The sequence below is a fragment of the Caballeronia grimmiae genome, from assembly GCF_022879615.1.
In the GTDB taxonomy this organism is placed as follows: domain Bacteria; phylum Pseudomonadota; class Gammaproteobacteria; order Burkholderiales; family Burkholderiaceae; genus Caballeronia; species Caballeronia grimmiae.
Genome location: NZ_CP084276.1, coordinates 130,071 through 149,396, shown reverse-complemented (window position 1 = coordinate 149,396; position 19,326 = coordinate 130,071). Strand labels below are relative to the sequence as shown.

Below are 19,326 nucleotides of genomic sequence, written 5' to 3'. Positions count from 1 at the left end.
TGCTGATCCGGTTCGTGCTGCCAGGTGCCTAACTAGCGGCAAGCGGCGGCGCAAAAATGCCCGTCCCGCGTCCTTCCCGGTGGTACTCCGACTGGCCGTTGGACCTCGTTAAGCCGACGTTACAGCGTCACCGGTTCGACCGGCGGCTTCGGGTCGTCTTCGGCCGGCCCTTGGTCGGCCCCCTCTTCGACCACGCCCACCGCCGTCCAATTTCACCGCTCTACGGCGTCGAGCCCAGGTAAGCTTCCAGCATGGCGAGATGCATCCCGGACATTTTCTCTCGCGCCGGATGGTCCGCATAATCGCGGCCAGCGAAGGCGCTGATCGTATAGCGGTTCGAGGCGATGTAATAGCCCATCCCAACAAGCGTCACATAGAAGTCGAGCGGATCAACGTCACGTCGAAAGCGCCCAGCCGCCACGCCACGATCGAGAATCGTGCTGATGACTTCGACCACCGGCGAGACTGTGGCTCGTAGTTTTTCGCACGACTTAAGATATCGACCGCGATTCAGGTTTTCCCCGTTGATCAGGCCCAACCAACGTGGGTTGTCCCACAGATGCGCCCATATCGACTCAGCAAGCGTCGCTATCGCCTCGCCCGGTTGCAATTCGGAAAGGTCTAGGCCGCTCTCCTTCTTGGCAAAATCCGCGTACATCGACTCCAGCACGGCCACATAGAGCTGCTCCTTGCTGCCGAAGTAGTAGTAGAGCATGCGCTCATTCGTTCCGGCGGCCTGTGCGATCGCATCGACGCGAGCGCCAGCAAGGCCGAGGGTCGAGAACTGCTCGGTCGCGGCTTCGAGAATTCGACGCCGCGTGCCCTCGGGGTCTCTTTTGGTCGTTTTCGTGCCTGTCTCCGTGACCTGTGACATGTCGCTCTCCCCTCACGGCGCGTTCGATTATGTAGGTACATCCATTATGGTCGATCGGCGCCCTTTTTCCCGCCGCAATGACGCCTTGACTTTGCCCGCCGGTATTTAGCCTCGATAAGGTGCCGTGACCGCCTGTCGCGGCCCCGACCGGAGTCCGCATGACATACAAGGGCGCATTCAAAGATGCCGTCTTCCCTGGCCCCGACCGTGAAGCACGCGTTGCCCGATATCGACTGGTGCTGAGCGAGTCACATGGGCGCATTACCGCAGGGAATCAACTTCGCCTTGAGACGCCTCCTTGCCGCTATCAGCTTGCCAGTGAGCGGGAGTTCGACGTCGTCGTCAATAGGATCGTGAACACGGAGCTTCGTGGCATACGTGTTGATTCTTTGCGTCTGGCGGTGGAGTCCGACCATTCGTCAATCGATTACCCACTCGACTTCAATGCGGCCGACCTTCCAGCTCGGCGATCGCTAATCCAACCGTGGGTGGATGCCGCTGACTTGTGGTCGCGCGACATCGTTGCTGGCGGCGTCGCGCTTTTTGTGGACGTCGATGCGGGTCGCCCTTTGGAAGCGTGGCTTGTTGAAGTCCTGCGAGACTGATTAGAAGCGCACAACTATTAGGCAGACCCTTAAGAACGGCTGATTTCATCCGCTAAATCGGATTCATTCCAGAACTTTCAACCGCCATGTCCTACGAACCCCCCCGTCCTGTCGGAATTCATCGCCGCCGGTGACGAGATCAACCTCGCGCTGCTGGGGATCGATTCCAAAGAATTCGCCACTGCTGAGGACCGCAATCTCGCGCAACGAGCAGTGTTCACAGACGTGACGGAGAGGCGCGGTTTGCCGGATCGTCGGGAAGCGGTGCTATGCCACGAGATTAGCGCCCTGGTCGCGAATCGGCCAATCATGACTAGCCTCTTCGACTTTGTTGAATTGAAGGCGTTGTGCATGCTCAGGGTTGCGCCTTCGCTTGTCGACCGGTTCATCGCGGTAAAACGCGACAATCCAGCGTTCGGTCTGGGCGAGATCATGGCGGTGGCCATCGAGGCGCGCGAGCACCACCAATGGGGACACTATTGGCAGACGTGAAGCAACGATATGCGGTCGGCGAGTGGGACTCGTTATGGGCCAGCGACCCGTACATGAAGCACCGGTTCGTGCTCGACCTCGAATCGCGCACCGTCATTGCCGGCGAAGACCGCATTCGCCGTCACTGGTGGTCGATGCGTCTTGAGCACGTCGCCTATATGCAGCAAATCCTCAACGAGACGTTCGATTCCATATGGGACGAGCCCGAGGAGTTCGCATTCGTTCGTCAGACCGATATTCCAGCATGGGCGACTGAAGCATGGCCGTGGCCGCCGTTGCCAGAGGTCGAAGAGGTCGAGAAGCTGCTGGACGGTCCGGACGTTCCGCTTGAGCGTGATGAATTGGGCCGTCTTGTCTTCCCGTTCCGCTTCGTCGCCGACGGACGCAAGTAGCAGCGAGCGCGGCGGCCGCGCCGTCACCGGTTGGTCGAACTTGCGGCACACTGCTTCTTTTCGTTGGAAGGGCGTTCGGTGGCCAAGGCATACAAACCGACGGCGGAACAGGAAGCGGTCGTTGAAGCCGCGAGAAGCGGCGGCGATCTCAAAGTCAAAGCGTACGCGGGCGCAGGCAAGACCTCGACGCTGCGGCTCGTCGCTCAGCAGCTTACCGGCCAGCGCGGCAGCTATCTCGCATTTAACAAGGAAATCGCGGACTCGGCGCGGCGCGGCTTCCCGGCCAACGTCTCAGCTCGCACCGTCCATTCGCTCGCCTATGCAAGCGCTCCCGCGTGGCTGACCGCGCGCATCAATCTGCCGTCTGAGCCACCGCACGAACTCGCTGCCCGATATGGCTTCGGGCCAATCGAAGTGCCGACCATCACGGGAAAGAATGCGGAGCTCGCGCCGTTCGAAATTGGCCGCATGATCGCCGACGGGCTCGGCCGGTTCTGTCGATCCGCCGACGATACGCCGCAGCCCTTCCACATACCGGTCGACGAAAAGATTCGCGACGATGCCGCCGACTGGCTGCGCGAGCAACTCGCGCCCAGCATCGCGCGGCTATGGACGGAGAGCGTCAACCCGCGGGGACTGAAAGCGATACAGCCGGACGTCTATCTGAAGGTGTGGGCGCAATCGAATCCGCGTATCAACGCCGATTTCATTTTGTTCGACGAGGCGCAAGACAGCGACGGCATCATGCTGTCCGTTCTTGCACGGCAACGGCACGCGCAGACGATCTATGTCGGTGATCCGTATCAGCAAATCTATGAGTGGCGCGGCGCGGTCAACGCGATGGCGCAGATCGATGCACCGGAGCGGCCGCTGACCGAGTCGTCTCGGTTCGGGCCCACCTTCGCGGGACTCGCGAGTTGCGTGCTCGCATTGCTCGGGGAAACCACCCCGATCCGGGGCCAGCCGAGCATCGGCTCCATCATGGTCGAAGATCCGTCAGTGCAGCCGCCGGTGGACGCGGTGCTGTGCCGAAAGAACGCTACGGCCATCTGGCAGTTTGCGGCGGGTATCGAAATGGGCCATCGCCCAACTCTGCGCATGAATCCAAGCGAGATCATCGCCTTTGCCGACGGCGCAGATCAGTTGCTCAACGGAAGACGGGCTTTCCGGCCCACCGCTCTGTCGCTCTTCGAAAACTGGAAAGAGGCGCAGGCTTTCGCGCGTAGCGCCGTCGGCCGCGATTTGCTGCCTGTTGTGGAGATCGTCGACGATCGCGGCACGGACTACTTGCGTGCGCTCGCGCAACGTCAGACGCCGGAGGGCCAGGCTGACTACGTCATCTCGACCATCCATCGTGCGAAGGGACTGGAGTGGAAACGCGTGCGGATCGTCAACGACTTCCGCTTCAAGCTGGTCGACGGCCGGTTGACGCTGGATGAAGACGAGATGCGGCTGCTGTACGTGGCGCTCACGCGCGCTCAGCATGTGCTCGACATCTCGGATGTGCGGGATGAACTGCTGCGGCTCTTCAACGTGCCGAAGGCCTCACGCAGCCAATAGCGGCGAGCGTCCGGCCGCCAGAGCCTGCAGTGCGGCATTGCGCTCGAGCGCGGCTTTCGCGGCCGCCTTGGTCTTGCCTGCGCGCGACGGCGGCTGACAGATGCCGCAAACCATCGAATGCGACGGCTCGTGTGCGTGCGCGACGAACTTGCCGTGGCAGCGCGTGCAGCCCGCGAGGCGAAGAATGCCGGCGTCCTTGAAACGGATAAACGTCCAGGCGCGCGTCAGGTCCATCTGCAACGCCTCACCGTTCATCTCGAAGTGCTCCGCATACAGCGCGTAGGCGCGCGTGAGCAGGTCCACACGGTCCAGCCCTCCGGCATTCGCTTCGAGGAACGCGTAGACGTTCGCAAACATCGAGGTGTGGATGTTCGGCGCCCACGTCAGATACCAATCTTCGGAGAACGGCAGCATGCCCTTGGGCGGCGATGCGCCCTTCACTTCCCGATACAGACGAATCAGCCGATCCCGCGAAAGCGTCGGGATCTCCGACTCCAGCACTTGCATGCGCGCGCCGAGTTTGATCAGCGTGATCGCGCGCATGACTTGCGCAGCTTCGGCAGCAAGGCTCTTGGAGGACGTGGTCGTGGTCATGATTAGGCCGCCAGCAGAGCGTCATTCGTGACGGTCGAGATCGAAGCTTCGTTGCTGCGACCAGCGAGGCCCGCGAGCATTGCATCGGCGCTCATGCGGAAAAAGCACAGCAACTGCGACGACGACGCGAGCTTCTCGGTTTGCGCGGGCGAGAGCTTGAGCAGCGTATCTGCCATTTCCGCGGACAGACCCAAATGCGACTGTGCCGCCTCGCGATCCGACGCCAGCACGCGTCGCGCGAGCATCAGGTACGACAGGTTCAATTCGCGGATCGAACCAAGGTCACAGGAGGCGTAGATCATGGCGGCGGACCAGGTAGTGAGTTCGGCTTGCTCGTTGGCGCCGTTCATCAGGGCGCGAGCAAATTGTCTGACTACGGTCAGTAGTTTGCAACATCTTGTTACACGCGGTAATCGTTTGCCACAGCAAATGCACCTCGCGCAATCGTTCGCGAAGGAAGATATTTTTCCTTCTTTTCGGTGGATGTAGTACACGAAATAACTAGTCTCTGTCATCACAGCCGGCTACCCATTGCTCAGTGGCATGCGGCTTGCAGCTTCTTTTCTGTTGCGCGCTGCTTGTGAGAAACGCCAATTTCGGTAACACCTACTCGATACGGAGTTACCCGACTGATGCAAGAAAACGACAGAGTTACCTTCGCCGGCCAAATCTGACCCGGCCTGCCGACCTAAACCCCGGACCCTTCGCTACCTGCATCGTGTAGACTACTGTACAAACATACAGTACGGGGTTGAACATGGGAGCGTTAGCCCTCGAAGACATTCATCCATCGATTTGGCGCGGCTCGCAACTAGCGTCTGCTCGCGTGAATGTTGTGCCGTGTGGATCTGAGACGCTCGCCGCAGAACTGCCGGGCGGCGGTTGGCCCAAAGGCGCGCTGACGGACTTGTTGGTGCAGCAGCCGGGCGTTGGAGAAATGCGATTGCTGTTGCCTGCGCTGAAGGCTGTCGCCCAACGGCGCATTGCTTTGCTGCAGCCCCCTCACCGCTTTCAGCCCGAAGCGGCGGCCTACTGGGGCCTGCCTGAGACGTCGATCCACGTCGTGCGCGCTCAAAAGACCGCCGATGCGCTTTGGGCGGGTGAGCAGATCCTTCGCGCAGGGACGTTCGGCGCGCTGATCTTCTGGCAAACCCATGTGCGACCGGAAGCGCTACGCCGCCTGCACCTCGCCGCGCAGACGAGCGAGTCGCTGTTCTTCATGGTGCGGCCGCTCGCTGCTGCGAGCGACACGTCGCCTGCCCCGCTTCGCATTGCTGTGCGCCCTGCGCGTGACAGCGTTTCATTGGAGTTTGTGAAGCGCCGAGGCCCAGTGCGTGACGAGCCGCTTGTCGTTGGACTGACCCATTCGCCTATCCTGTTCAATCGCCATGCAAGTGTGGATCGGCGTGTATCTGCCGCACCTCAGCCGAGAAGTCTTCCAGCCGAACTGGTCGTCCACGAGTGAGGCCGGTTTCGGTCCGGGCCTAGTCGTGCTCGACCATGAGCGTGTGGTCGCACTCGATCATATAGCGCACGAGGCCGGTGTCCGCATGGGCATGCGCAAGGGCGGCGTCCTTACACTCGCGCCGGACGCGCGCATCCACGACAAGGACGAAATCAAAGAGCAGCAGGCCGTCGCGGATGTCGCCACGGCCTTGATGCAGTTCAGCCCGCAGGTATCGATCGCTGAGGAGCAAACAGTTCTCGTTGATGTGTCGGCGAGCTTGCGCCTCTTTGGTGGCGTGCGCGCGCTTAGACGCGCGATCCGCACATCGCTTGCGGCTTTCGGTTTCACCGCTCGGATGAGCGTCGCGCCCACCGGCCAAAGCGCGTGGCTGATGGCGCGTTATCGCGGCGGTCATCGACTTTCCATTCGCTCGCTGATGCGGCAGTTGCCGCGCTTGCCCGCCCTGTTGGTCCTCGAAGCCCGACGCTACGCCGACTGGTTCGACGGTCTCGGATGCACGAGCGTTGCGGACCTGCGGCGCTTGCCGCGCGCCGGACTGAAGAAGCGCTGTGGCACCGCGCTGCTGGATACGCTCGATCGCGCCGTGGGCGAAGCGCCCGAACTCTACGAATGGGTCCAGACGCCGCCGTCGTTCAACGCACGGATCGAATTGCCCGACCGCGTCGAGCATGCGGAAGCCGTGCTCTTTGTCGCGCGGCGGCTCATCGTGCAGTTGACGGGTTGGCTCGCCAGCAAGCAACTGGCGCTCACGCGTTTCTCGATCGAACTCGAACATGAACGCGGGCGCGCGGCGTTGCCGCCAACGACGATTGAGGTCGCGCTCGCGGAGCCGACGTGGCACGAGGAACACCTGACTCGCTTGCTGAAGGAGCGGCTTGGACGCGTTGAGCTTGCGGCCGCGGTCATCGCTGTGCGTGTCGAAGTGAATGACGTTGAGGCAGCGGAACCGCCTTCCGATACCCTCTTTCCGGAGCCGGGCGGCAGCGCCGCCGACCATAACCGGCTGATGGAATTGCTCGTCGCACGCCTTGGCCACGAGAACGTGTTGCGCGCGGCGCCTGTCGCGGACCATCGGCCCGAAACCGTATCGAACTGGGTGCCAGTGTCGAGCGACGTCAAAGGCTGTTCGCTCCCCGGCGATCAGCCGCGCCCTTCGTGGCTGCTGGAGACGCCCATCCAGTTGATGACGCGCCAGCACCGTCCTTTCTACGGCAGTCCGCTACGTACGGTCTCCCCCGGCGAGCGCATAGAAGCGGGTTGGTGGGGAGGCGATCTCGTCACGCGCGACTATTTCGTCGCGGAAGCCGACGACCACAGCTGCTACTGGATCTACCGAGAGCGCGTCGGCAGCCGCGACGAAGAGGACCCTCGATGGTTCTTGCACGGCCTGTTCGGGTGACGCGATGGACGTGTTTTCGTCGATGCTGCCCGGCTATGCCGAGTTGCAGTGCTTCTCCAACTTCACGTTCTTGCGCGGCGCCTCGCACGCCGAAGAACTGATCCTGCGCGCGGAGCAGCTCGGCTACCTCGCGATCGCCATCACTGATGAATGCTCGCTCGCCGGTATCGTGCGCGCGCACGTTGCCGCGAAGGAAGCGAACATCCGCCTGATCGTCGGCGCGCACTTCCAGTTGACGAATCCTGACGGCACGCCCGCCCTCGCCTTCACCGCGCTCGCGATGAACCGCAACGGGTATGGAAACCTGTCGGAACTCATTACGCTCGCGCGAACGCGAACGTCGAAAGGCACGTACCTGCTGTCGCCGAACGATTTGGCGCGTCCGGAAGCGCCATACGACCATTTGAAGGGCTTGCCCGACTGTCTTGTCATTCTGTCGCCTGAGTATCCGGCAAAAGAAGAACGGCTCGACGCGCAGGTCGAATGGCTCGCGCGCACGTTCGAGGGACGCTGCTGGGTCGCGCTCACGCTGCATGCGCGGGCGATGGACGACATCCACCGCGGCATCGTCGAATACGTGGCTGACCGTCATGGCGTGCCGGTCGTCGCGACGGGCGCAGTGACGATGCACGTGCGCTCGCGCAAGCCGCTGCAAGACACGCTCACCGCCGTGCGCCTAAACCGCTCCATCGCCGAATGCGGCTTCGAACTGGCACAGAACGCCGAGCAGCATCTACGCGCGCGACTGCGGCTCTCGAACCTGTACCCGGCACGGGCGCTCGGCGAGACGCTGACGATCGCGAGTCGCTGCACCTTTTCGTTGGATGAACTGCGCTACGAATACCCCGACGAACTGATCCCCGAAGGCACGACGCCCACCGCCTATCTGCGGCAGGAAACGTACATAGGCGCGCATCGGCGCTTTCCGGCTGGCATCCCGCACAAGGTGCAGACGCAGATCGAGCACGAACTGTCGCTCATCGCCGAGCTTCGGTACGAGCCGTACTTCCTGACGGTGTACGACCTTGTGCGCTTCGCGCGCAACGAAGGCATCCTTTGTCAGGGGCGCGGGTCGGCCGCGAACTCCGCTGTCTGCTACTGCCTGGGCGTGACCGAGGTCGATCCTGCGCGCAGCTCGATGCTGTTCGAACGTTTCATCTCGAAGGAGCGCGGCGAGCCGCCCGACATCGACGTGGACTTCGAGCACCAGCGGCGCGAAGAAGTGATCCAGTACATCTATCGCAAGTACACGCGCACGCGCGCGGCGCTCGCGGCCGCCGTCACAACATACCGTCCGAAGTCTGCGCTGCGAGACTCGGGTAAGGCACTCGGCGTCGATCCGATCATCGTCGACAAGGTGGCCAAGTCGCATCACTGGTTCGACTCCAGCGCGGATCTGCTGAATCGCTTCGTTGAGTCGGGCCTCGACACCTCGACGCCGTTGATCCAGCAGTGGGCGAGCCTCGCATCGCAACTGCTGAACTTCCCGCGCCATCTATCGCAGCACACCGGCGGCTTCGTCATCGCGCGCGGCAAGCTTTCGCGGCTCGTGCCCATCGAAAACGCCGCGATGGTCGATCGCAGCGTGATCCAGTGGGATAAGGACGACCTTGAAGCGCTTGGGCTGCTCAAGATCGACGTGCTTGCGCTCGGCATGCTCTCGGCGATCCGACGCACGCTCGACATCATCTCAAAACAGCGCGGCGAGCCGTTCGAGTTGCAGGATATTCCAGCGGAAGACGCGCCGACATACGAGATGATTTGCCGCGCCGATACCGTCGGCGTCTTCCAAATCGAATCGCGTGCGCAAATGAGCATGTTGCCGCGCCTGCAGCCGCGCCAGTTCTATGACCTCGTCATTGAAGTCGCCATCGTGCGGCCGGGTCCGGTACAGGGCGGCATGGTCCATCCGTACCTGCGCCGGCGGCAGGGCAAGGAACCGGTATCGTTCCCCTCGCCCGAGATGGAGACCGCGCTCGCTCGTACGCTTGGCGTGCCGATCTTTCAGGAGCAGGTCATGCAGGTCGCCATGCTCGCGGCAGGCTTCAGCGCCGGCGAGGCGGATCAGCTTCGGCGTGCGATGGCCGCGTGGAAACGCAAAGGCGGCTTGCAGCATTACTACGACCGCATCGTCAACGGCATGCTCGATCGTGGCTACGACCGCGAGTTCGCTGAATCGATCTTCGCGCAGATCCAGGGCTTCGGAGAGTACGGCTTTCCCGAGAGCCACGCGGCGAGCTTCGCCCTGCTCGTGTATGCAAGCTGCTGGCTCAAGTGCCACGAGCCGGCCGCGTTCCTGTGCGCGATGCTCAACAGCCAGCCAATGGGCTTTTACTCGCCCTCGCAACTGGTGCAGGATGCCAAGCGCCACAAGGTCCGAGTGTTGCCCATCGACGTCGCGGTAAGCAACTGGGATTCATTCCTTGAAGGCGACGGCTCGATGGCACCCGTGCGGCTCGGCATGTCGCTCATTCGCGGCATGCGCGAAGAGTCGGCGGCACGCATCGAAGCGGCGCGCGCGGTGCGCCCTTTCGAGTCGGTCAACGACCTCGCCAACCGTGCGAGGCTCGATCGCCGCGACTTGCAGTTGCTTGCAGACGCGAATGCGCTCGCGGCTCTGTCCGGCAACCGGCGCGAGGCGCTTTGGCAGGCCGTCGCAGCCGTGCCCGACAAAGATCTGCTGCGCGCGACGGCGCGCGAAGAAGAACTGCCGATGCTCGCCGCGCCGAATGAAGCGCAGGAGATCGTCAGCGACTACCGCGCGACCGGCCTCACGTTGAATCGTCACCCGCTTTCGTTGCTTCGCGAGCGGCTCAACCAAAAGAAGATATTCGCAGCGTCGAAGCTTGCCACCTACCCGAATGGGCGTCTCGCCAAGGCATGCGGGATTGTGACCGTGCGTCAGCGACCGGGGACGGCTAACGGCGTCTTGTTCATCACGCTGGAAGACGAGACTGGTCAGGTCAACGTCATCGTCTGGCCGTCACTCGTCGAGAAGTTCAGGAAGGAAGCGCTGGGCGCCTCCCTTCTCGGTGTCTCCGGGGTCTGGCAGAAGGAGGGCGAAGTAAAGCACCTTGTCGCTAATCGCCTCGTCGACATGACCGCGCTTCTTGGGAACCTGGCCACGTCGAGCCGGAATTTTCACTGACCTGGACTCTGGACGGACGTCCGCTGGCAGTCGCAGCATATGACGACTGCAAGGTGACCAGCGGGCATCGACTACCTGATATACCGATGTTCGTAATCGCATATTTCCGCAGGCCGTGTCCCAGTACTCTTGCCGGACAACTCACCGAGCGCTGGAAAAACAAAATGAGAATAGTCGGACCGATCTTTTGCGCGCTACTGGTCGCCGCCTGCACAACCACGACAGGCATCGTCCCGATTGGAAGCGGTGTCTATATGCTCGGTGAGCAGGCCGGCTGGGATTATTCCGGTTCGAAAGTCAAAGCCCGACTTTACCAACAAGCGAGCGAGTATTGCGCTGCTAAAGGCGCCACGGTAATCCCTGTGAACAGTGCGGCACAAGATGCGGGGTGGCAGTACGCCTCTGCGGAAATCCAATTCAGGTGCATGCACCCGCTCTCAGCTGACAACTGAGAATGATTCGCCTCCGGAAAACTTGTCTGGCGTGGCGAGTTTCAGGAAACCGCGCGTGGTCCAGCACGGGCACCCGCAGAGAAGGGCCAGCCATAAGGTGCCGCTGGAGAAACGCAACGGGCTAAAAGTTGCGACTGGCCGATGATGGCGAGTTTGCTCGCGAAGGGGGTTCAGCGAAAGAGCGCGCAGCGCATCGATTACAAAGACTAAAACCGGGGAGATGATGAAGGACGGAAAGAACAAACACACTGGACTCGCGGTTGTGCTTGGCGCGGCCGGCTGCGTCGCGGTGGCACTCGTTTTTGGGCCGCCCGGCAACGGCGGCCAACAACTCGTTGCCTCTGCCCAGCGCGCATCCACTCCCGCGACCACGGTCACGCCTGTTGCATTGGCCGATCCGCCAGCTCCGGACAACGCTTCGACGGTGAGTCGTTGCGAACTCGAGCGCGCGATCGCTCGTCCCACCCGCAACGATCTTGGTGAAATCCAGGCTTACGCACGACGCATGTCTTTTATCGAGGACCGCCGCCAGGAGGCCTATGAGTTCATGCGCAAGCAACAGGCCGCAGCGGGCGCGCGGCTGGACCTCGCGGGCATACTCGGGGCCTCGCGAGGCTACATTCGAGTCCTGCAAGCAACCGCCAAGCAATTCGCCCGTGTCCCTCTTCCAAAGATCGCCGACGCAAACGCACAGCGATATTTGACTATCGTGGACGCTGAGTGGAAGGCGTCAGTGGTGTCCGAGGAGGCGAAGTACAAGGGCATCATTCGCGATGCAGAAGCGGGCATAGACGGCACTGACGCGGCTCAGGACCTGACCGACGAAGCCAATGGCCATCTTGCGAAAGCCATCACCTACGTCAACAAGACTTACATGATTTATGGGTATCAGCCGCGCGACGTCAACGACGACATGATCCTGCGCAAAGGTGCCAGGCCGTCCGCAAAAACGGTGCTACTTCAAGCCGAGGATTGCTCGGCGTGAAGGACAAACACCTGCCAACGATCCGTCAGCCAACGCTCTACAAGTGCCAATCTGGGCATTCCAGATTGTGGACCGGCGCCCCGCGCGCCAATTCCTTCAAGTGCTCAAGCTGCTTCACGCTGTCCTCGCTGACTTCGATGTAGTAATCGTTGGGCTTTCGGTCTGCCATCGCATTGCCGCTGAAGACGGGACCCGCGAGCGAGAGATCCGGCGCATGACTCAGCCGCATTTGCTTCCTGATCCGTACGCCTGCCTCTCTTTCTTTATCCTGCTCTTGAAAGCGTTCGGGCAATTGGTCGAATGCGTCCCTGATAGCGGCGCTGTCCAGGGGGGCGGCCCGCTCAGCGCTCATGAAGACTGGGTTGAACGCCTCCCAATCGTACGGAAGCTTTCTCCCATTCGATTGGCTCGCATCGCGGCCAATGTTGACTCTGCCAAGCCAGGCATACACCCCGGCCAGGCCCGTGGTTGGCAAGTCGTCGCGTGTAACATCTAGTTCGACTGCCTCGGATACGCCAGCCTCTGCCAACGATTGGGCCGCGGCTGCCGTAGTGGCGAACCAATCGTCGGGCTTCGCCGCCACTGATACCCGAATTTCTGCCTGTTCAAGCGTGTAGCCGTTGGTGAAGTTATCGTTGACGCCCAGCCTGCAAATTTTGAACGGCAGGACGTGGCCAACTCTCTTTCCGTCGGCAATTGCACGAGCCTCCTCAGACTGTGAGCTAGCGCTGGCAGCGCCGGTCGTCGCGTTATGATCGCCCTTCCCTCGTGAGCACGCTGCAGCTGACACGATGAAGAGAGCCGCGACGACAACCCCGATTTTCCTTTTAGTACCTTTGTTCACAGTTTTCCTTTGGCTCAGTCCACGAACGGAGTGTCGCGTGTTCGCCAACAGCTTTCTTTCTCTTGGTTGACCGACTCAATGTGGTTCATTCCAGCAAAACTCACTGTGCCTTTTTCCATTGACTCGCGCAGCCGTGCGGAAACCAAACAACGATTTTAGAGCCAGATGATAATTCGCTCCCTATGCTTGTGCGCATCTTGGCAATGGCACCTTACGCGTCAGGCTTGGGACTACGATCCAGGAAATTCGCGGACTTCCAACATGTAAACGCGTTCTTTCGCGAGATACAGCTTAACGCCAAGCTTGCGGTACTCCATAGTCTTCGTTGGGCCACTAATACGTTCGTTAGTGGGCTCCCCCAAGCGATCTACAACTTCCTTTTCCGTCGAACGCTCGGAGATACCGAGAAGGGGGGCGCAACTCGCGTCGCCGGCAAAACATGCCACGCTAATTACGTTCCCTCCCGCTTTGTCGAACTCAATATCGATTCGTGGCGACCCATCATAATTCCATGACCGGTAGTCGTCGACGCTTTTGCCTTCACGAATCTCCTTAACGCTTAGTACCGCCGGATATCTTTCCCACCATTGTTTCGCGCCCGCGTCACCTGGTATCAAGACGTTCGACGGCCAACCAAGCTTATATTTGACCTCAGCCATCGTCATCGCAACAGTGACACCGTAGTAGCGACTCTGCAACGTCGGGCGGTTTATATATGTCAATAACGCCCAAAAAGACAGCCCGCCGACGATCACTATCGTCGCTGTCCCAGCCAGAAGCCGTTTCAGGCCTCGCCCCCAGTTCCAACGCCCCATCGTCCAGCGGTAAAGCAACAAAATGCCTATAAAAGCCGTGGATAGAAAAACCCCCATTCCCAATGACACGCCCACCTCTCCTACGTTTGGAAACACCTGCCGCGGCTACTTGGCTGTACACCACGCTTCCTAGCCAATCGGTATGCGCAGCGGTGCGGTAAGTCACCAGAGCGCCCTCCGCCGCGTCGAAATAATGCTGCGCAACGGCTGTTGATTAGCGACGTTCGAACACATTCATCATTCTAGAGCCGGAACTCCCATGTACTTTCGGAACGTGTCGCTCAGACATTCGGTAGCTCCCATGACACCAACCTTCAAAACCCGGAACGTGACGTCATCTGTTTGCGGCGTCATTGAGAGATACTTCGACGCGTTCATGACTGCCTGTGCGTCCTTGGCTTCTACACGATCGATTATCTGTCCGGTCGTAAGGTGTTGCTCCGCGATCACGCGCGCGTAACTAGCAACTTTAACGCCGATCAAACTACAAACGAACTGTGCCTGATTAGCCAAGGACGAGCGTTGCTCCAAAGTGCCGGTGTCCGCCTCAGCGGTACAAGCCAGTCCAGCGGAAAGCAAAGCACCTATCATTGCTGTTCGAGCGTAGTTTGCTGCTTCTTTTCTCATCATCTGGCGGGTCCTCACACGTGTCGACGGGACTTTCCCGGTTTTACGGGTTATCGGTCTTCCGCGAATAACCTTTAGGGAGCCACCAGCCTTTCAGTGCGTCTTTCGTCTGGCAGCACACGGGACGAAGCGATACTAGACACAAGGGCGAAAAAAATGCTTCATGCTCACACTAAGAGGCAATGGAAAGTTTCGAGAAAAAGGGCGGGATCGACAGACGGTGTACCGCACTATGGCGCGTTCGCTGTGTAAGTTGCAACGTGGAAATGGCCAATACATCCGTCTATAGCTCGTACTCTCTGCGCATGTGCGGTCCTATCGCTTCGGGGGACGCTTCGCCGTTACATCGACGTTTCAGCGAAGCCGGCCCGCAAGATCCGGTACGCCCACTCAAGTTGCTCTTCGTGACTCTTGGGCGGCACGATGGACGGCCCATAGATCATGGCGAGCGCCTTCGCCGCCGCGCCCAACGCTTTGATGGCGGCGAACCGCGACGCCTCCGGGTGGTGTCGCTCGATGTGGTCAACCAAGAGTTGTCCTAGCTCTTCGACGAGTCGGGCGTAAGGGTCGCGGTTGTCCATGGCGCTTACCTGTTTAGGCGCAAAGCAACTTTTGCTGTAGCCGCTCGCGCTGGCATTTGTCAAAGCAATTCAAAAAACGACATGCTTTACCGCGTTTGCAGAATCAGTGATGTCCCGCCCGAAACCGGCGACCGTGTTACAAGCAGTCAAGCCGATCGCAGCCGAAATTATCGTCAACACGACTACAAAACGCCCAACCATTTCCTTCTTCCTCATGTCAGTGTCTGTCGTTATATCGCGCCCGCGCCACAACGGCACCGCGGATGGCTCATGCCTGTTTGCGCGGAAACTTCCGCGTTGGATACTTCTCGAAATCAGCAACGAACTTCTTGCCCAGCCCCGCTGAGAGCATCTCTTTCCGGCCTGACGCAACCGCACTGTTGAACGCGATTGTTCCAAGGCTCAAGACAACTAGTAAGACGATGGGCAGGATCATCTGCGCCCATTGAAGGATGGGGGGAATGTCGAGCGTGCTACCTTCCGTCATTGCGCGGGACATTAACGCAGCGCTGCACGAAACGAGAGCTGCCGCGCCAGCCGTCAAGTAGAACTTCCGTCGGCGCTTGCGGGCTTCCACGTAGTGCGCGATGGCTTCCCATTGTTGCCTAGTGAAGCTGTTTTCATCGACCTGCTTCGGCGCAGTGCCCCCGCTGTCGGGCGTCTTCATACGCGTCATTTTGCTCCGCAATTAGAGATGGCCTTCGCGGCTTAAAGTGATGTCGCCATTGGTTCTGGGGTTTCTTGCAGGAGCGACCGGCTTTCCTGCCGTGCCGTCTGTTTTCAGTGTCGATCAAACTCGAATGACGAGGTCCGTGTACTTCGCGACGTTGTCGTCGTCGCTCAGCAGGCGCAGTGGCTCCGTGATGGCTTGCGCCACGAGCATCCTATCAAATGGATCTCGATGGATATCGGGCAGCTCGCGAACTGTTGCAGCGTGCGCCGCTGTTACTGGTAGTTCGCGAAACCCCGCGTCCTCCATCCGCGCGACTAGCTCCTTCACCTCGGCGTCGAGCTTTCCGAGTGCAGTCTTGATAGAGATCTCCCAAATGCTCGCGGCGCTGACGAACACAGCGTCGGCGCTGAGCATCGTTGCTTCGGCACGTTTCGATAGCCTCTTATCGCCGCCCATCGCCCACAGAAAAACGTGTGTGTCGATCAACAGACGCATTACCGGCCCTCGAACGTCGCCAAGACTTCGTCCGGCAAGGGCGCGTCAAAGTCGTCGGCGATCTTGATTTTTCCCTTCATCAAGCCGAGGCGAAGTTTCGGCTTCTGCTCCACGGAAACGAGCCGAACCACGGGCGTTCCAGCCTTGGCGATGACGACTTCTTCGCCGCTAACGGCTGCCTCGATGAGGCGCGACAACTGCGACTTTGCTTCATGGATATTCACGGTCTGCACGGGCCCTCCACCACTGATTAGCTAAGTTTAGCCAAGTCTCGACCAGACGGCAATCCGTAACGACGCAGTAGGTGGGTTGTTGCATGACCTGACTGGGGCAGGCACGGGCAAAAGACGGATGAAAAACCGTAGCTTTCGCCTGCGCAAGATTCGCGTTTTTGTTCACGATGCAGTGGTGCTGGTCCGCCAAGGCGCGCGACTGCGCCTTGACAAGGCACCTTTTCCCCAACACTGGCTTTAAATCGGCCCCTTCGAAAGCAAGGGAGTCGGTGGCTAAGAAAACGATCGGAACGCCCATTACGGCGTCCACGAACTTAACGAGGTCTGGTTTGAAACAGTCGTCTGCTGCATTGCCGTCCATCCGCCTTTCTGCTTTGACGGCCTTGACCGTCGCCGTGCTCGCCGCATGCGGCGGCGGGTCGGGTTCCTCCGCTTCGAGCAGCGCGGGAAGCGCAAACGGCATGGGAGGCTCAAACAACACAGGAAGCCAGAGTGGCTCCCCAGCTGCATCGCAGAAAGTGAGCTTCCTGCCACCGGCAACCACGGTGCAGAGCGTTGCAGCTACCGGCGACCCCGTGGCCGATAGCATCGCTTACCTCAACGCCATGCGGCATAACGTCGGTTACACGACGGCGCTCTCGGTCGACAAGGGGCTCACGACGTCGTCGCAAAACCATGCTGTCTATCTGGCCAACAACTCGATTTTGAGCCACAACGAGACGGCTGGTCAGCCCGGATTCACCGGTGCAACCCCGGCGGTCCGCATCACCGCACAAGGCAGCTACACGGCTTACGGCGAGGTCACCAGCGCCGGTGATGTGCGAGCATTCACCGACTCTCTGGTGGCCGTCAGGCTCCTGTTCGACGCGCCCTATCACCGTGTCATCATGCTCGCCAACCTCGCCAGTATGGGCGTAGGCAGCGCCTCCAGCTCGACGTGGGGGGCGTTCAACATCGATTTCGGCAACATGACGTCCGCCCTCAGCGGCACGCAAGTCATCGCTTATCCGTACCAGAACGAGACGGACGTTCCGACAAATTGGTACGTCAACGAAATCCCGAGCCCGTTCGCGTCCGCGCCGCAGTACAACCAGACGTACACGGGCTATCCCATCACCATTCAGGGCAACATGATGTCGAAGTTGAGTTCCGTGAGTTTCACGGTGACCGACAGCGGCGGGAACGCGGTGCCGTGTCAACTTCAGACCTCTGCCAACGATAGCGAACTGACAAACGCCGCGATGTGCGTTCCGTTCAAGCCGCTCAATTCAAGCGCCACGTACACGGTGCATGTCGTCGGCGTTTTGACGTCATTGGGCGCGAATGGAACGCAAAACAATCCGCTCGACCTCACGTGGTCTTTCACCACCAAGGCTGCGAGCACAACGAAGGCCCAGGGCTTGAACGGTGGCGGCATTCGTCCGCCCGCCGTCATGTAAGAGCGGCCATAGCAAGTTCACGGGTTTCAGCGAGGCCTAGGTAGCATCGGCCTCCTGATTGCCGTACTCGACCTGTAACTCTATGGCGGACACATGCTAAGCCACATTGCGCCACTTTTAGTCATCGCCCTATTGATTGGCATCGTCACCGTCGTTGCCAGCAACGTAGCGGCGAAGCCGCAATACAGGGCTGTTCCCCTGCTGACCGCCAACGAGAAGGAGTTCTTCGAGCGGCTTCGTCGCGCGCTTCCGGAGGCGTTGATCTTTCCGCAAGTTGCGATGTCAGCGATCATCCAGCCGATCTCGAGCGGAAAGCAGCGCACCATTGACTTCCGACGGATCTCGCAGAAGCGGGTGGACTACGCGGTCTACGATAGACAGCTTGCTCTCGTTGCTGTTGTCGAGCTCGATGATAGGACGCACGATGCCGCGCGTGACGCCGTGCGCGACGCATATCTCGCAAGCGCGGGCATCCGGACCATCCGTTTCCAATCCAAGGCGAAGCCGGACGAAAACGGTATCCGGTCCGCGCTATTCCCCTCCGAGACGCGCGTCCACGCAAGCGAAGGTTCCTCTCTGTTTTCTCGGGTCTGACGCGGCGGCAGGGTCCTTGACTTCGCGCTGGTGTCGATAGGCTGGTTTGTGACGCGAACGAACTCGCGTCGCTATCGTCACCTAAGCGAGGTCCCATGGAACCCAACAAAAAAGAGCCCGTCGACGCGATCAAGCTGGTCAAGTCGCTCATCGACGTCATTCAAGCATCGTTCGTTACCGCGTGGAAAGCGGTCCTCATCCTCGGCGGCGCAATCTTAGTCGCCTACTGTTACTTCGAAAGCATCGTCCCCGAAGGGCTGTCGCTCGGCGACGCTTTCTTCCTCGCGTCGGCCGCGTTCTCGTTCACCTGTATGGCGGTTCTTGGCGTCAGCTTCGGCATTTTCGCGGCCTTGTGGGCGCTCAAGCTTCTCGTCCTCGCCAACAACTTCCGGCTCAAGCGTCGCGGACAGCCGCCCGGCTCCTCGCTGCATCCGGCTGTCGACAACCGGTCGACCGTTTTCATGTCGTTGCTCGTTGCGCTTCCCCTCGCCTATCACCTCATCTTCGTGAGGGATCAGGCGCCGGACGCGCGCATGCACGCGACGTTGATGTTCTTCGCCGCAGTGGGCGCGATCACGGCGATTCTCCTGCTTATCGTTCCCGCGAAAGCGCAGCGGAGCAACCATCGGCTCACCGTTAGCTTTCTGGCAATGGCCGTTTTCGGCATCTTGGTCGCGACGCGCCCGGCCATTCTCAATCTGGCGATGGTCAACCTCGGGGTGCGCTCGGCCCCCGGCCAGGTCGTCATCTTTTCCGACACTGAGCACACGCAATTGGCGGCGATCGCAGCGGCCAGCGGAGTCAAGGTCCAGTTTTACAAACTGCCGACGACTGACAAATGGGGCACGCGCGACGCCCGCGCCGTGTGGCACGGAGTAGGCGGCAGTTCCTACGTCCGGCTTTTCGACGAGACCAATGCGACGCGGGATGTTCTCGTGCGCGCCAACCGCGCCGACGTCGAGGTCCTCCGGGGCGAACGTACAGGCTTTAACTGTGCACCGACGCTGGCTGCCGCTCCTGTCGGCAAGTCGTCATGACGCGGATCTACGCCACCCT

At 60.4% G+C, this 19,326-nt stretch carries 22 protein-coding genes; 11 read left to right on the top strand and 11 right to left on the bottom strand.

All coding sequences use genetic code 11. From position 1 onward, the window contains the following. Positions 1-220 precede the first annotated feature (220 nt). Positions 221-874 (bottom strand): TetR/AcrR family transcriptional regulator, encoded by a 654-nt coding sequence (locus tag LDZ21_RS29190; protein ID WP_244797960.1) that lies wholly within the window; start codon positions 872-874, stop codon positions 221-223. A 158-nt stretch (positions 875-1,032) separates the two neighbouring features. Here LDZ21_RS29190 and LDZ21_RS29185 point away from each other — a divergent pair, with 158 nt between their 5' ends. The 4 genes from LDZ21_RS29185 to LDZ21_RS29170 all read left to right on the top strand — a co-directional run bounded on the left by LDZ21_RS29185 (position 1,033) and on the right by LDZ21_RS29170 (position 3,923). Further along, the gene (locus LDZ21_RS29185) at positions 1,033-1,479 is read left to right on the top strand and encodes a hypothetical protein (RefSeq protein ID WP_244797959.1); all 447 of its coding nucleotides are present in this window, start codon (positions 1,033-1,035) and stop codon (positions 1,477-1,479) included. 309 nt (positions 1,480-1,788) lie between these two features. Beyond that, positions 1,789-1,971 (top strand): hypothetical protein, encoded by a 183-nt coding sequence (locus LDZ21_RS29180; protein ID WP_244797958.1) that lies wholly within the window; start codon positions 1,789-1,791, stop codon positions 1,969-1,971. A 68-nt stretch (positions 1,972-2,039) separates the two neighbouring features. Further along, the gene (locus LDZ21_RS29175; RefSeq protein WP_244797957.1) at positions 2,040-2,363 is read left to right on the top strand and encodes a hypothetical protein; all 324 of its coding nucleotides are present in this window, start codon (positions 2,040-2,042) and stop codon (positions 2,361-2,363) included. A 78-nt stretch (positions 2,364-2,441) separates the two neighbouring features. After that, positions 2,442-3,923: a UvrD-helicase domain-containing protein gene (locus LDZ21_RS29170; protein ID WP_244797956.1), complete on the top strand. Its 1,482-nt coding sequence runs from the start codon at positions 2,442-2,444 to the stop codon at positions 3,921-3,923. Here LDZ21_RS29170 and flhC read toward each other — a convergent pair. Next, a complete protein-coding gene (gene flhC / locus LDZ21_RS29165) occupies positions 3,909-4,517 on the bottom strand; it encodes a flagellar transcriptional regulator FlhC (RefSeq protein ID WP_244797955.1) in 609 nt (202 codons plus the stop codon). The genes LDZ21_RS29170 and flhC overlap by 15 nt on opposite strands. Before the next feature lie 2 nt (positions 4,518-4,519). After that, positions 4,520-4,867: a flagellar transcriptional regulator FlhD gene (locus tag LDZ21_RS29160; RefSeq protein WP_425306868.1), complete on the bottom strand. Its 348-nt coding sequence runs from the start codon at positions 4,865-4,867 to the stop codon at positions 4,520-4,522. Positions 4,868-5,274: 407 nt separating this feature from the next. Between LDZ21_RS29160 and imuA the strand changes: the two genes are divergently transcribed. The 4 genes from imuA (at position 5,275) to LDZ21_RS29140 (ending at position 11,969) form a co-directional block, all read left to right on the top strand. After that, a complete protein-coding gene (gene imuA, locus LDZ21_RS29155) occupies positions 5,275-5,982 on the top strand; it encodes a translesion DNA synthesis-associated protein ImuA (RefSeq protein WP_244797954.1) in 708 nt (235 codons plus the stop codon). Further along, a complete protein-coding gene (locus LDZ21_RS29150; protein WP_244797953.1) occupies positions 5,906-7,384 on the top strand; it encodes a Y-family DNA polymerase in 1,479 nt (492 codons plus the stop codon). The genes imuA and LDZ21_RS29150 overlap by 77 nt, the downstream gene beginning before the upstream one ends. Before the next feature lie 4 nt (positions 7,385-7,388). Further along, a complete protein-coding gene (locus LDZ21_RS29145) occupies positions 7,389-10,532 on the top strand; it encodes an error-prone DNA polymerase (protein WP_244797952.1) in 3,144 nt (1,047 codons plus the stop codon). Positions 10,533-11,204: 672 nt separating this feature from the next. Continuing rightward, positions 11,205-11,969, top strand: a complete 765-nt coding sequence (locus tag LDZ21_RS29140) for a hypothetical protein (RefSeq protein WP_244797951.1) — start codon at positions 11,205-11,207, stop codon at positions 11,967-11,969. A gap of 37 nt (positions 11,970-12,006) precedes the next feature. Here LDZ21_RS29140 and LDZ21_RS29135 read toward each other — a convergent pair whose 3' ends face one another. The 8 genes from LDZ21_RS29135 to LDZ21_RS29100 form a co-directional block, all read right to left on the bottom strand. Further along, the gene (locus LDZ21_RS29135) at positions 12,007-12,813 is read right to left on the bottom strand and encodes a hypothetical protein (RefSeq protein ID WP_244797950.1); all 807 of its coding nucleotides are present in this window, start codon (positions 12,811-12,813) and stop codon (positions 12,007-12,009) included. 230 nt (positions 12,814-13,043) lie between these two features. Then, complete coding sequence (locus tag LDZ21_RS29130; protein ID WP_244797949.1) at positions 13,044-13,697, bottom strand: hypothetical protein; 654 nt, start codon at positions 13,695-13,697, stop codon at positions 13,044-13,046. A 168-nt stretch (positions 13,698-13,865) separates the two neighbouring features. Next, positions 13,866-14,258, bottom strand: coding sequence for a hypothetical protein (locus LDZ21_RS29125; protein WP_244797948.1), 393 nt, complete (start codon positions 14,256-14,258; stop codon positions 13,866-13,868). Between the two features lie 338 nt (positions 14,259-14,596). Further along, on the bottom strand, positions 14,597-14,836 hold the full coding sequence (locus tag LDZ21_RS29120; protein WP_244797947.1) for a hypothetical protein: 240 nt from the start codon (positions 14,834-14,836) through the stop codon (positions 14,597-14,599). Between the two features lie 268 nt (positions 14,837-15,104). Further along, the gene (locus tag LDZ21_RS29115; RefSeq protein WP_244797946.1) at positions 15,105-15,503 is read right to left on the bottom strand and encodes a hypothetical protein; all 399 of its coding nucleotides are present in this window, start codon (positions 15,501-15,503) and stop codon (positions 15,105-15,107) included. Between the two features lie 123 nt (positions 15,504-15,626). After that, positions 15,627-16,004 (bottom strand): type II toxin-antitoxin system VapC family toxin, encoded by a 378-nt coding sequence (locus LDZ21_RS29110; RefSeq protein ID WP_244797945.1) that lies wholly within the window; start codon positions 16,002-16,004, stop codon positions 15,627-15,629. Further along, a complete protein-coding gene (locus LDZ21_RS29105; RefSeq protein WP_244797944.1) occupies positions 16,004-16,237 on the bottom strand; it encodes a type II toxin-antitoxin system Phd/YefM family antitoxin in 234 nt (77 codons plus the stop codon). Before LDZ21_RS29105 ends, LDZ21_RS29110 begins: the two co-directional genes overlap by 1 nt. Next, positions 16,215-16,700 (bottom strand): hypothetical protein, encoded by a 486-nt coding sequence (locus LDZ21_RS29100; protein ID WP_244797943.1) that lies wholly within the window; start codon positions 16,698-16,700, stop codon positions 16,215-16,217. The genes LDZ21_RS29105 and LDZ21_RS29100 overlap by 23 nt, the downstream gene beginning before the upstream one ends. A 112-nt stretch (positions 16,701-16,812) precedes the next feature. Between LDZ21_RS29100 and LDZ21_RS29095 the strand changes: the two genes are divergently transcribed. From LDZ21_RS29095 to LDZ21_RS29085, 3 genes are all read left to right on the top strand, one after another. Beyond that, a complete protein-coding gene (locus LDZ21_RS29095) occupies positions 16,813-17,676 on the top strand; it encodes a CAP domain-containing protein (RefSeq protein WP_244797942.1) in 864 nt (287 codons plus the stop codon). 93 nt (positions 17,677-17,769) lie between these two features. Next, positions 17,770-18,270, top strand: coding sequence for a DUF2726 domain-containing protein (locus LDZ21_RS29090; protein ID WP_244797941.1), 501 nt, complete (start codon positions 17,770-17,772; stop codon positions 18,268-18,270). 95 nt (positions 18,271-18,365) lie between these two features. Continuing rightward, on the top strand, positions 18,366-19,307 hold the full coding sequence (locus LDZ21_RS29085) for a hypothetical protein (RefSeq protein ID WP_244797940.1): 942 nt from the start codon (positions 18,366-18,368) through the stop codon (positions 19,305-19,307). Positions 19,308-19,326 lie beyond the last annotated feature (19 nt).

Bases quoted from the DNA above. Each gene is read 5' to 3' on its own strand.
- LDZ21_RS29190 (WP_244797960.1), bottom strand. From the start codon at position 874: ATGTCACAGGTCACGGAGACAGGCACGAAAACGACCAAAAGAGACCCC.
- LDZ21_RS29185 (WP_244797959.1), top strand. From the start codon at position 1,033: ATGACATACAAGGGCGCATTCAAAGATGCCGTCTTCCCTGGCCCCGAC.
- LDZ21_RS29180 (WP_244797958.1), top strand. From the start codon at position 1,789: ATGACTAGCCTCTTCGACTTTGTTGAATTGAAGGCGTTGTGCATGCTC.
- flhC (WP_244797955.1), bottom strand. From the start codon at position 4,517: ATGACCACGACCACGTCCTCCAAGAGCCTTGCTGCCGAAGCTGCGCAA.
- LDZ21_RS29160 (WP_425306868.1), bottom strand. From the start codon at position 4,867: ATGAACGGCGCCAACGAGCAAGCCGAACTCACTACCTGGTCCGCCGCC.
- imuA (WP_244797954.1), top strand. From the start codon at position 5,275: ATGGGAGCGTTAGCCCTCGAAGACATTCATCCATCGATTTGGCGCGGC.
- LDZ21_RS29150 (WP_244797953.1), top strand. From the start codon at position 5,906: ATGCAAGTGTGGATCGGCGTGTATCTGCCGCACCTCAGCCGAGAAGTC.
- LDZ21_RS29145 (WP_244797952.1), top strand. From the start codon at position 7,389: ATGGACGTGTTTTCGTCGATGCTGCCCGGCTATGCCGAGTTGCAGTGC.
- LDZ21_RS29140 (WP_244797951.1), top strand. From the start codon at position 11,205: ATGATGAAGGACGGAAAGAACAAACACACTGGACTCGCGGTTGTGCTT.
- LDZ21_RS29125 (WP_244797948.1), bottom strand. From the start codon at position 14,258: ATGATGAGAAAAGAAGCAGCAAACTACGCTCGAACAGCAATGATAGGT.
- LDZ21_RS29120 (WP_244797947.1), bottom strand. From the start codon at position 14,836: ATGGACAACCGCGACCCTTACGCCCGACTCGTCGAAGAGCTAGGACAA.
- LDZ21_RS29115 (WP_244797946.1), bottom strand. From the start codon at position 15,503: ATGAAGACGCCCGACAGCGGGGGCACTGCGCCGAAGCAGGTCGATGAA.
- LDZ21_RS29110 (WP_244797945.1), bottom strand. From the start codon at position 16,004: ATGCGTCTGTTGATCGACACACACGTTTTTCTGTGGGCGATGGGCGGC.
- LDZ21_RS29100 (WP_244797943.1), bottom strand. From the start codon at position 16,700: ATGCCGTTTGCGCTTCCCGCGCTGCTCGAAGCGGAGGAACCCGACCCG.
- LDZ21_RS29090 (WP_244797941.1), top strand. From the start codon at position 17,770: ATGCTAAGCCACATTGCGCCACTTTTAGTCATCGCCCTATTGATTGGC.
- LDZ21_RS29085 (WP_244797940.1), top strand. From the start codon at position 18,366: ATGGAACCCAACAAAAAAGAGCCCGTCGACGCGATCAAGCTGGTCAAG.